Source organism: Micromonospora sp. NPDC049903, assembly GCF_044460945.1.
Classification (GTDB): Bacteria; Actinomycetota; Actinomycetes; order Mycobacteriales; family Micromonosporaceae; genus Micromonospora.
In genome coordinates this window covers 44,185-55,249 of the sequence record NZ_JBITKL010000025.1, presented here as the reverse complement: position 1 = coordinate 55,249, position 11,065 = coordinate 44,185, and the positions used below count along the sequence as shown (strand labels likewise).

Annotated in this window: 13 protein-coding genes; 10 read left to right on the top strand and 3 right to left on the bottom strand. The window is 68.4% G+C overall.

The genetic code is table 11. The features are described 5' to 3' along the window. Positions 1-7 precede the first annotated feature (7 nt). The 3 genes from ACIBO1_RS26995 to ACIBO1_RS26985 all read left to right on the top strand — a co-directional run bounded on the left by ACIBO1_RS26995 (position 8) and on the right by ACIBO1_RS26985 (position 2,240). Positions 8-253 carry a magnesium transporter MgtE N-terminal domain-containing protein gene (locus ACIBO1_RS26995; RefSeq protein ID WP_396751299.1) on the top strand — a complete coding sequence of 82 codons (246 nt, stop codon included), beginning with the start codon at positions 8-10 and terminating at the stop codon, positions 251-253. A gap of 166 nt (positions 254-419) precedes the next feature. Continuing rightward, a complete protein-coding gene (locus ACIBO1_RS26990; protein ID WP_396751244.1) occupies positions 420-938 on the top strand; it encodes a hypothetical protein in 519 nt (172 codons plus the stop codon). 162 nt (positions 939-1,100) lie between these two features. Then, positions 1,101-2,240: a hypothetical protein gene (locus ACIBO1_RS26985; RefSeq protein WP_396751242.1), complete on the top strand. Its 1,140-nt coding sequence runs from the start codon at positions 1,101-1,103 to the stop codon at positions 2,238-2,240. A gap of 34 nt (positions 2,241-2,274) precedes the next feature. On the opposite strand, the gene ACIBO1_RS26980 is transcribed toward ACIBO1_RS26985, so the two are convergent. Next, on the bottom strand, positions 2,275-2,748 hold the full coding sequence (locus ACIBO1_RS26980) for a hypothetical protein (protein ID WP_396751240.1): 474 nt from the start codon (positions 2,746-2,748) through the stop codon (positions 2,275-2,277). Positions 2,749-2,953: 205 nt separating this feature from the next. Here ACIBO1_RS26980 and ACIBO1_RS26975 point away from each other — a divergent pair, with 205 nt between their 5' ends. From ACIBO1_RS26975 to ACIBO1_RS26960, 4 genes are all read left to right on the top strand, one after another. After that, positions 2,954-3,154 (top strand): hypothetical protein, encoded by a 201-nt coding sequence (locus ACIBO1_RS26975; RefSeq protein ID WP_396751238.1) that lies wholly within the window; start codon positions 2,954-2,956, stop codon positions 3,152-3,154. A 160-nt stretch (positions 3,155-3,314) separates the two neighbouring features. Beyond that, positions 3,315-5,333, top strand: a complete 2,019-nt coding sequence (locus ACIBO1_RS26970) for a hypothetical protein (protein ID WP_396751236.1) — start codon at positions 3,315-3,317, stop codon at positions 5,331-5,333. Between the two features lie 259 nt (positions 5,334-5,592). After that, positions 5,593-5,877, top strand: coding sequence for a hypothetical protein (locus ACIBO1_RS26965; protein ID WP_396751234.1), 285 nt, complete (start codon positions 5,593-5,595; stop codon positions 5,875-5,877). Next, positions 5,874-6,188 carry a hypothetical protein gene (locus tag ACIBO1_RS26960; protein ID WP_396751232.1) on the top strand — a complete coding sequence of 105 codons (315 nt, stop codon included), beginning with the start codon at positions 5,874-5,876 and terminating at the stop codon, positions 6,186-6,188. The genes ACIBO1_RS26965 and ACIBO1_RS26960 overlap by 4 nt, the downstream gene beginning before the upstream one ends. 256 nt (positions 6,189-6,444) lie before the next feature. Here ACIBO1_RS26960 and ACIBO1_RS26955 read toward each other — a convergent pair whose 3' ends face one another. Both ACIBO1_RS26955 and ACIBO1_RS26950 read right to left on the bottom strand, forming a co-directional pair. Continuing rightward, entirely contained in the window at positions 6,445-6,864 is a 420-nt protein-coding gene (locus ACIBO1_RS26955) for a hypothetical protein (protein WP_396751230.1), read from the bottom strand. Further along, positions 6,861-7,112 (bottom strand): hypothetical protein, encoded by a 252-nt coding sequence (locus ACIBO1_RS26950; RefSeq protein WP_396751228.1) that lies wholly within the window; start codon positions 7,110-7,112, stop codon positions 6,861-6,863. The genes ACIBO1_RS26955 and ACIBO1_RS26950 overlap by 4 nt, the downstream gene beginning before the upstream one ends. A gap of 826 nt (positions 7,113-7,938) precedes the next feature. On the opposite strand from ACIBO1_RS26950, the gene ACIBO1_RS26945 reads away from it, so the two are divergent. From ACIBO1_RS26945 to ACIBO1_RS26935, 3 genes are all read left to right on the top strand, one after another. Continuing rightward, a complete protein-coding gene (locus ACIBO1_RS26945; RefSeq protein ID WP_396751226.1) occupies positions 7,939-9,258 on the top strand; it encodes an SHOCT domain-containing protein in 1,320 nt (439 codons plus the stop codon). An 850-nt stretch (positions 9,259-10,108) separates the two neighbouring features. Continuing rightward, positions 10,109-10,429 carry a hypothetical protein gene (locus tag ACIBO1_RS26940; protein ID WP_396751224.1) on the top strand — a complete coding sequence of 107 codons (321 nt, stop codon included), beginning with the start codon at positions 10,109-10,111 and terminating at the stop codon, positions 10,427-10,429. A gap of 338 nt (positions 10,430-10,767) precedes the next feature. Next, on the top strand, positions 10,768-11,052 hold the full coding sequence (locus ACIBO1_RS26935) for a hypothetical protein (protein WP_396751222.1): 285 nt from the start codon (positions 10,768-10,770) through the stop codon (positions 11,050-11,052). Positions 11,053-11,065: the final 13 nt, after the last annotated feature.

Genomic DNA, 11,065 nt, shown 5'->3' with positions numbered 1-11,065 from the left:
AAGACTGGTGGAGGAAATGCCCTCAGGCACTGCGGCGACGTTGGTGGCGCAGATGCCGCCAGACCATGCCGCGAGGCTGATATCGAAGATGCCGCCGGTGCCCGCAGCAAGACTGGTGGAGGAAATGCCCTCAGGCACTGCGGCGACGTTGGTGGCGCAGATGCCGCCAGACCATGCCGCGAGGCTGATATCGAAGATGCCGCCCGTTGCCCCGCTTCGCCCGGAGCAACATCGAGCCCCCCGGGGCCTGTAGGAAGATCTACCGCGAAGGGTTGATCAGCGACGGTGAGTACACCGAGCAACGCCTCCGCATCCTCGCGGAGCTGTAAGAGACGAGGGTGACGTGATCACGCAAGGGCCGGGGTCCGAGTGCGAGCGGGGCGGGGCATCCTACGGCGTCACCGTCAGTAGCGCCGACCGTGACGCCCACGGCCACGGCCGGTCCGCGCCAACCAGTAGACCCTCTGACGCCGGCCGCGATCGTCGCGGCCACCACCCCCGAGGACCGGGCGCTGCTGGACGCCTGCAGCAAGCAGGCATTCCGCGCCGACGACGTCCAAGCGGCCATCCACGCCCACGACCAGGTCGCGTTCGCCACCGCGTACGGCACCGCGATGACGACAGCAATCAGCGATGTCGACGACCCGGCGGCCGTCGTACGCCTCGCCGAGCTTCACGGTGACGAGGCGTTCGGCGCCGGCCTGACCAACTTGGTCTGGGACAACCTCGCGCTGCTCCTTCGATCCGAGCGCCAAGCCGTGCCCGCCTCGGCGGTCGACTCAGCCTCGGTCGCCGCCAAGGCGTTCCTCCCCGGTCCTCGCGCGGGGTCGGTGAGCGGCTCGGCCGCCGCGCCGGTCTCACCGGCCTCGACCAGCACCCTACCGCGCAGCCGACCACAACCACGCCCGTTGAGCCGCCACGGACGCGAGCTCCATTGACGCTCTTGGCCTCGACGCTGGAGTAAGCGATCACACCTCGGCGCTCTTATACTGAACGACCGTCGATAGCTGCCGCCGCCGGGCGGATCATGAGCGCACCCCAACCAGAGACATCTCTATGTAGGGGCGTCCGTGGGGGAGGAAATGAAACGGCGCCCTACGGTGAGCCACGGCCACGGCGTCCGCGATGTGCGGGGCCTGGATCGTGCCGCCTGGGTCGAACTGGCCAAGGGTGCCGTCGTCGACCTGGTTGAGGCCGAGTTTGCTGTGCCGCACGCAGAGCTGGAAGCCCGGCTGTGGGAGCGAGTGTGGGAAGAACCTGGAAGCGGTCGGCGTGCCTCCTTCTTCCCACACATCCTCAGCGAGGCGGTCCGGGACCTCACCACAGAAGAGCAGATCCAGACCTGGGAGCACCCGACCAAGGGTGGGGTCACGACCGAGCTGATCATCCCCGGCAACGTCGACGGCCGCTGGACATACATCGAGCGGGTCATCCGGCGTAAGGCCATGCTCTACGCCCGCTTCCTGCGGTGGAGCAAGACGGAGTTCGGCCCAGCGGGCGAGGCCGTCGTGCGTGCCTCGCTAACCGACGCGATGCACCGCGGCTTCGTACCGATCACGCCAGGCTTCGGAGAGGTGTCCACCCTTGGCACGGCCAGCGTGAGAGGCCCCCTGGACTCCGGCGCGTGGATGCTCGTCAACGACCCGGTGGCGAGATTGCCCGTTCCGCACGCCATCCTGTTCGAGATCAAGAACCGGCGGTTGACCCTCTACCCCCGACACGCAGAAGTGCACCAACTCCTCTACAAGGCCGCCCACTTCCAACAGGAGCTGCCCGGTCAGCGGATCGTTCCGGTGCTGATCTGCCGCCGCGCCCACAAGTGGCTGTTCTGGATGGCGAAGGACCTCGGGTTCATCGTCCACGACACCAAGAAGCAGTACCTGACCCTGCCCGACAAGACCGACCCCCGGCTGCTGGAGGAAGTCCGCGCCAGCCTCGCACTCGATGACCTGCAGTTGGTCTCCAGCACCTCCCAGCCACGCATCCGCAACCTCTTCCTGGAGGTACTTCCCGCTCAGGCCCGCGCCGTCGCAGAGCGATGGGCGCAGGCCGGCTCGACCCTGCTCAAGCACTACCAGACGATGCGTGACGACCGGCTGAAGCCCTGGACCCGAACCGAAGCCCTCGCCGATCTCCGCGCCGACGCCGCCCTCGCACTCGACGCCGCCGGAGTACCTGCCGACGAGCAAATCCTGTCCTGGGCGCTGGAGGAAGACACCGGCGCTTTCGAGGGTTACTGAACCGCCAACGCAGCAGCCCAGAGCGCGACGTCGATCAGAAGGGCGGTTCCTCGTCGAAGTTGCCACGTGCAGGGGCGATGTTGGCCCAAGGGTCCTCGAAGTTGCCACGAGGCGCCGGTGGCGGTGGAGGGCTCGGCTTGGGCGGCAGCGTCGGTACGTCACCCTCGTAGTCATCGAGCACAGCGTTCCAGCGGTTCTTCAGCTCACCCCGCAGAGTCACCTCGGACCAGTTGTCCTCGGGCCACCGGTATTCGTCCGGGCTCCGGTCCGCCAGGGCGCAGAACGCCTGGAGAATGGCGTCTACGGTTGCCCAGGTACGCGGCACCACGGCACCGGTCAGCACGCGGCGGATGGTCTCGGTGCTCGCCGTACCCGGCAGGTCCTCGTTGTCCCGGATCCAGCTCTCGATCTGCCGCAGTGTCGGCCGGCCAGCCTCCCGGTAGTGCGTGAACAACTCCTCGACGAAGGCGCGGCGAGGACCTTCCGGCAGCACGTCCTTCGACGGCATCCTCAACGTTCTCGGCACGCCCGCCCCCGCTCGGAAGTCACGCTTTGACAACCGAAGTCTAGGACCCACCACTCACGACTCACTTTCCCAGCATCACGACAACGCTGGAACAACCATGAGCCCAAGTCGACGTCCGGAGATCAACCACTCTGAGCAGGCCTAACGATGGATTCATCAGCAAGTTCGACCATCGGAAGGCTGCCCGTTGACCACCCTGACCGTCCGCGGCCTCTGGCTCGCGATCGCCGCCCTCACGGCCGTCCTCGTCGGCACCACCGCTGGCCTGCTCGCCTGGGCTGGCGGCCTCAACCCGCCCACCGCCGTGCTGACGGGGGGTGGGGGCTTCGGCGGCACCCTCCTGCTCATCCTCACTGCCGTCCGGTTCACGGCCGGCGAGCCGCAGTGAGGCAGGGATCCGGGGGTCGGGGACTATTGTTCGGAATAGTGACGCCCAGCGATGATCTTTGGCATGGCATGAGCAGCCTCTCGCGTCGCGGCCGGATCCGCCCGCGTATCCGGCCAGCAGAGGTTGCCTCTCACCGCCGGCCGCGGGCACGCTGAACTGCATGCCCGACCTCGGCTCCGCCCTGCCATCCAGCGCCCCTTCCGGCAGCTCAACCGCCACCAGCCCGTCTTTTGGCTACCCGGGTCCTAGCCCCACGACCGACGGCGGCGTATTCGCCGGGCTCGGCCTGCGGTTCAGCCCGGACACGATCGCTGCGGCCGTCACCGAACTATTCGCCCGCGGCGGCACCGAGTGGTACGGCATGGCCGAACTGATCCTGCAGGACGCGTTCACCGCCGGCGATGTCGCGTCCGCGTTCAGCCAGACCGGCACCGGCGAACTGGACGGATTCCTGCGCGCCCTGCCGCACCAGGTGACGCACTCCCCGCGGCGGTGGCCCGTCGACGTCGGATCCGGGCATGTGCCCGTACGCCGCCTCGACGAAGCGGCGACCCGGCGCGCCCTGGCCGACATCCTCACCTGGCTGCACGAGCGCTGCTACTTCGCCCGTGAGCTCGATTACCCGTGCGTCGACGCCCGCGACGACGAGGTGCGCGACCTCGGCGACGTCATCGCCGCCCGCCTCGGCCTGCCAGAGGTGACCGGCGTCCACGACCTGATCGGCACCGCCGACGTGGGCCGGCTCGCCGACATCATCGCGGTCGCCCGCGAGTACATCGCCGTCCCACCCGAACGGCACTACCACGACTACGCTGGGTGCGGCTGGCACCCCGGCACCGGCACCTGGTCCGCCGGGCTCGGCAGGCGCATCCTCGACGACCTGGTCGGCTGCGTTGCCGCGAACAGTGACCTCGGCGCGCTGCTGCTCGCCGGACGGCACCTCGGCGACGCGGCCGCCGCTGCGGCCCCCCAGGATCCGCTGCGGCGCACCAGCGGTGCCGCGTACGCGCCCGCGGAGGCATTCCTGCCGCACGGCTCGATCCTGACCGTCACTCGGCTGGCTACCCGGCTGGCTGCCGGACGGCACCTGGACGCGGCCGCCGCGTTCCTGCGCGCGCACCGCGTTCACGTCGAAACCGCCGGGGAGACCATCCGCCCAACATTCACCCTCACCATCGAGATCTTCGACGCCGACCGTGACCGGCTGCGCCGTCACGAGACCCTGCTGACCCGCACTCTCGGCCAGCTGACCGCGATGCCGTGGACGATCCGGTACACCCGCCCGCCGGAGTACCGGCGCCCGGCTGTAACGACCACCCTGGAGCCGGCCGCAGTTGCCTCCGTCCTCGAACGTGCCGGCCGGGGCCGGGAAGCCGACACGGCGCTGCAGGCTACGTTCCGGTTCCGTCCCCAGCCCGGTGTTCCCACCGGCGCGCACCTGGTCGCCGTCCTCGACGATCCGGACAGCGAGGACGCGCTGCTGCTCGAGGAAGCGATCTGGCGGCACTTCACTGGTTTGCGCGCGATCCGGGCCGCCGGCGGCCGCGAACAGCACCTCGTCGACGCGTTGCGCCCGCCCGGACTGCGCGGCACCCCGTCGCCACGGCCTCGCGTGTGCGTGATCACGTCCCGGGGGCATGTCGGCTCCGACATCGCGCCGAAACTCGACGGCGGGGTCCTCGACGTGCAGTACCGTACGTTCGCCGCGAACGCGGCCGGCGCCGCCGACGATCTCGCCGCCGTCCTGCGCGCCCTCGCCGGTGACCCCGGACTAGACGGGGTGCTGATCGCCCGCGGCGGCGGAGACCGCACCGACCTGGGCCGGCTCGTCACCACAGCGGTGCGTACCGCCGTCGATGGGCTCCGGCAGGCTGGTAAAACCGTTGTGCTCGCGGTCGGACACGGCACGTTCACCGCCGGGCTGCCCGCCGACTTCGAGGCGATCACCCCGGCGGACGCGGCGCACGCGATCCGGGCGATCCTCGTCGATCACCCGGCCGCCCGGCGGATGGCGGCCGCGGAAACGCAGGAACGGATCGCCGTGCTGCCCCTCGACGACAGGTGGCCGGACGCAGCCGACCGGGAGACCAGTGCCCTACGGCAGCGTCTCACTGCGATCGACCTCGGGCACGAAGCCGCCCTGACCCGGATGCGGCAGCCACCCACTGCCGGCCGCTGACCGTCGCCCACCACGGCCCGGCAGCGTTCGGACCGACGCTGAAGCAGCGCTCTCGTGGTCGGCGTGGACTTGCGCCTTCGAGTGCAAGTGGTCGCCGCCCGCGCCAGTCGGGGCGACGTCCCGGCCAACGCCTACCGGCGGGAGCTGGTTCCGGGTCGTCAGTCGCCGGGTGCGGTCAGATCGCCGGGCAGACGAGCGAAGCATCGGCTACCTGCCCGGAAGCCACTCCACCCGGCGTATGCGTTTGTATACTTTCCCTATGTCGGTAGACCCGTACCGGTTCTCGTACACCAGCTACGAGGCGCTCGACCGCGCCGGCGTCGGCTGGCAGGCGGCCCTGCACGTGCTCACCGCCGCCCGGCCCCGGATCGTGCGCCACATCGGCGCGGTGATGCACGTCGTTGGCGCGCTGCAGGACGGGCGGTTGCTGGCGGTGGCGCTCATCGAGGAGACCGACGACGAGTACGTGGTGGTCGGGGCTCGGTGGCTCGACGAGGACGAGGCGCAGCCGCTGCGCAAGTTGATGGAGAGGGGCGGACGATGAGCCGAGCAGAGGACATCAGGGCGGCGCAGGAGTCGCTGGAGAGCCGCGACTGGTCCGACGCGGTGGTCGACGACACCCCGCCGACGACGAAGGTGAGCATGTCCGCCCGGTACCCGAGCGACATCGCCCGCCGGATTATGGAGGACGCGGAAGCCCGGGGGGTAAAGCCGGGGGCGATCCTGCGGGAGATCGTGGAGGCGCACTACGCCACGCTCGACGCCGCCGGCGACGAGCCGATCACCGTGCGACCCGCCGACGTCGTCCGCGCGCTGGCCCAGGTCGCCCGGCGGGAGCGTCCCGCCGCCGCGTAGCGCGATGTCGGACGCTGACCGTACGGTCATTTCGACCTCGGGGTGCTCGTTGTCTTCGGTCGACGGGCGGGTGTAGTCGCGGGCCACGGCGGCCGCGGCGGATACCACCCGCTTGCCGGTAGCGGTATCCACCTGAGGTGCCCGCTGCTGCCGGTGCCGCTCCTGGCGAGCGACCAGCTGCTCGTACTCCTCACATCTGGTCGCAGTCCCCGGAGGACCGGCACCAGGAGCCCAGCACGGCCGACGAGCTTGCGGGTTACGCCTGGCTGAGGTCGAGAATGCTCCAGCCAGCGGGTAGGACGGCGGCGGCCGGCGTGGGGGCGGTGGTGGCCAGGTGCGCCTGGTGGGCGATGGCGGTGCGGGCGGCGTGGCCGAGGGCGATGTCACCGCCTGCGGCGCGGGCGAGGACGCCGGTCTGGCGGGCCTCGTCGATGCCGGGCTCGGCGCCGAGGGGTAGCACAGTGACGGCCGAGGTGGCGGCCAGGAGCGTGAGCAGGGCGGTGCTGACCTCGCTGCTGGTGGCGGCATAGGCGGCGGCGAGGCAGGCGGCCGGCACGCCGACCGTGCGGCCTTCGTCGGCGACCTCGGCGATCAGCTCACCGACCGAGACCTGTCCGTCGACGTACGCGGCGAGGGCGGTGGTGTCCAGGACGACGGCGACCTGGTCGCCGTTCACGCGGCGTCGTCGAGCAGGCGCTGTCCCTCTGCGAGGGCGTCGTCCAGGATGGGGGTGGCGAGGCGGTCGCGCCAGCGGGCCTTGCCGGCGTCGGTGACCTCGATGCCGGCGCGGCGCAGCACCTCGTCGAGCTGGGCGCCGGCCATCTGGGCGCGGACGGCCGCAGTGATGGCGGCGCTGGCGTTGGGTTGGCCGTCGAGCCACTGAGCGACGTCGTCCGGGACGCTGATGGAGCGCTTCGCGGTCATGACCCTAATTCTACCCGCCTGGTAGCACCGGCGGTGCTACCAGGCGGGTAGATGTCGACAAACCTCAGGCCGAACCGGCGACCGAAACCCATGGCTGGCATGGAGCGATTCTGGGGAATCTGCCCGGCCCAGGCTGGGCTGTTGAACACCTATGCCTCTGCTGGCGCATAGGCGCTTCGTTGGCACGTACGGAAAGGCTGCCAGGAAGGAGGTAGACGAGTGATAGAGATGAGCATCCGACTGCGGCTCCCCCAGACGGTGGTGATCCAGATCTTCGTGATCGTGCTAGTCGCCCTGGGCCTCGGCCCTTGGAGGAGCTGACGCAAGTTCCGCCCGGTTGAGGGCGAGCGTCTCCACGGTGTTCGCCCTCAACCACGGACCACCAGGTCTTTGCTGGCCTGATCAGCGGCTTGACTCGGGTGTCAGTTCGACGGCTGCACCTGTGTCTCTAACCTCAAGCTGTGGACCACCCCGACTGGTCATCAACGTCGCGGGCGCGCCCTCCATGGACGGCCCTGGCGGTGTTTGGGCTGGTGCCGGGCAGGACGTGCAGGAGGTCTGCTACGCCGCGTTCGTCGAGCCGCCAGCCGAGTCAGCAGACTGTCGAAGATGCCAGTCGCAGCTTGCCGACACCTCGCGTAGTGATGCATGTTGTCACCGCCTTCTCGCATTATGTAGAGATGGCGGGTGCCCCGCGCTGATCGAGCGGCCAACCGAGCTGCACGGAGCACCCTGACCGACCCGCCAGTCAGCAGTGATCGGCATGGACAACTGTCCTTGGCATCTCTGATGTCGGGATAGAGCTCCGGACAGACTCCCGACAGCATTGACCGTTGTCGGTCCATCCTCGTGCTTCAAGGACGATCGCATGAGCACCGGTCACCGCCGCGCCGTCACACGCCGCAACACCCGCCCGTACGTGGTCGACGAGGCCACGATCAGGCGGCGATGCACCAACTCCGACGCGGCCGAGTACACCCTCTACGTACGCAGCCTGATCGATGACTACCTGGGCATGGGTGGTCAGGCTCAGATCATCCGCATCGCGCGGATGCGCCGCCTGGAATTCCCCGGCTTGAGCCGGCAGAAGCTGTCCGAACAGCTCAGCCGCTACCGCCTCGGTCCGACGTGGGAGATGACCGAGCTGATCATCGCGTGTCTGCCGGATACCTGCGACACCGCCAGCATCCAGGCACTGGCAGCGGGCTGGTACCAGTGCGCTCGCGGCAACCTGCCTCACGGTTACAACGGGCCGGTCAGCCGGCCACCTGGCAAGCCTGGCATGCGTAACGTTCCCGAGAGCGAGCCGTCGGTCCTGGTCCTTCAACGCAGACTGGCCCGGCTACAAGAGCGACTCAAGGACGAGACCGCCCGCTACCTGATCAACCTCCGAGCGTCGGAGAACGGACGCAACCACGAGGCGCGGCGCGCCAACCAGCTCGAAAAGCAGTTCCACCAGACCAGACATGAGCTGTTCCAGGCTCGCGCCGTCGCCGCGGAGGTCGCGACGGTCCGCGAGGAGTACGCCCGGCAGTGCGTCACCCTCGAACTGGTAGCCGCGCCCGCCCTGCGTTCCAAACCAGTCATCGACCTTCCCAAGCCCTCCGCCGGACGGGATCGGATCCGGTTCGGGCTTCTGGTGGCAGCCATCGACCCGCAGGCCCCGGCTGCCCGACGAGCCCTGGCCCGCTACCTCTGCGTCTACGCCGAGTTCGCGGGTGCTTCCCCCACCGAACTGGCCAGCCGGGCAGACATCGCTGCGACGATGCTGCTGGACATCCTCGCCGGCCGTCTCGTGCCCGCCACCGATCACCGCACACGCCTGGCCGCCGTACTCGACTGCGATCCGGAGACCCTGCGCCACCTCACGACCGCGGCCAGCAGTGCCACCGCTCTCGATGAATGCTTCTGGTCGATAGCCGGGACGGTCGACACCCTGGTAGCGCCAGACGCCTTGCACGGTGACAACGGAGTTGTCGGGTCGGATCCCGACAAGCCTTCCAAGCACCCTCACAACGACCCGACAACTCCTACCCCGGGCTCCATAGCCGACAGACTCCGGCAGCTGGCCACCGTCTACCGCGAAGGGTTGATCAGCGACGGCGAGTACGCCGAGCAGCGCGCCCGCATCCTCGCCGAGCTATGAGAGACAAGGTGACGTGATCACGCAGGTGCCAGGGCTGCCAGCCACCACAGCAGCGGCGCGGCCGGGCCGAGCACCGCCCTCGCAGCCAGTACCGCGACCACCGATCCGAGCAGGATTCCCATGTTCCCGAACGCTGCGGTCTCGTCAGCCCAGTCGGCCGTTCATCACGACATCGCCGAGAAAGACCATGCGCGCTGAGTCTGGGACCAACATCATCTCATTCCGCCTAAAAGGAACGGATCACCCACGCGCATGGCGCACAGCACCCCACGCGCGTTTCAACTTCGTTTCAGTGGAACACCAAGAAACAGTTACGCAGACCAGCCGCCCGTCGCGGATTAGGCATGTGCTCCTACCCCCCGGAAAGCCGTCTCAAGGGATCTTCATGCACGCATTGAAACAACGTGTAAGATTCCACGTTGTTTCAATGCGTGCATGAAATCTCTGGGGAGGCCGCAGGATAGTTGCCAGAAGAATCCTGCCCTTAAGCAGGAGTCTGCTCCGAGGCGTTGTCTGGTTGGTACCCGGGCGATCAACGGAGTGAGACGGCGCCCTGTCTGACAGCGGGAGCGCCAGCTCGAAGAGGGTCGAGGAGTTGATCTCCTCGACCCTCTTAGCGTCTCTCGGGCCGTAAGATCAACCTTTGTCATTAAGTGCGGCGAAAGTTGCCGGGCAGGGGCCGCTAAGCTTTATCGACTTGCCACAGTATGCTGTGGAGGCGCTGCGCACTGTCAGCCCCGACTAGTCGGGGAGCGCGGGCTCTAACTCCATATGCACGGCTCCACAAAGTCCCGGGTACCAACCCAACGACACCGATCAAGTCTTTGGTCGGCTCCTCAAGGAGAACGCCATGTCGCATACGCCATGGCTCGAAGATCGCCGTTGGCGATGGAGAGTCGTCGTGCTGCTCCTCGTGCTGATCGTGATCGGCACGCTGATCTGGCTCGGCTACGAGCCGCTCGCTGCGGTCGGCGCTACAGCCATAGTCTTCGTGGTCGCCGCGCACGCGGCCGGTTGGATCATCAACGACCGCGACAGCGCCCCGCCCCCTCCCTTGGCGAAGGGGGTCTCGCCCGTCGATCCGGCACCCGCAGCGGAAGAGGCGCTGGGCGGCGATAGCACGTCGCCCAGCAGTGGGCAGGCTACGAATGGGCGAGGGCTGGCAGCATGAGCACCACGCCAAGAAACGACTCTGGGCAGCGGAGACCAACGGCAAAGAGCAAGTCCGCCGGGTCCTCCGACCCTCACCACGACGAGCTGCGCGACATAGCCAAGTTGCTCCGCTTCCGGCAGGGCAACCCTACGGTCCGACGAATCGCTGCACACACAGGTCTCAGCCCAGCGACCGTGTCGCGAGTCTTCGCCGGGCCCACCTTGCCCAGTTGGCAGTCCGTACGCCACGTAATTCAGGCGCTTAACGGAGCGGACGCGGACCTCCGACGCTGCCGCGCAGCCTGGGTGGCCGCGAACCACAATGCCTCGGTCGCTCGCAAGGCACGTCGGGCCCCCATGGACCTGTCCGCTGTCACCGGCGAGATCGTGGTCAACGACGGCACCATCCACATCGGGTCCGCCGCCATCACCGCCGGCAAGGACGTCGTGGTCAACGGCGGCATCGTTCATCTCAGCGCGGTCGCCGCCAAGGCAACAGCCCGGATCGTCGTCAACGGCGGGGTAGTCCACCTGGGCGAGGAGCTCGGTGGACTCGACGCCGGCCAGGACCCACGCCCAGAGCACCCCACCAGCAACGCCGGGGCGGCAGCCCTCGCCGGTCGACTACGCCGAGTCCAGTAACAAGGTCTGCTTC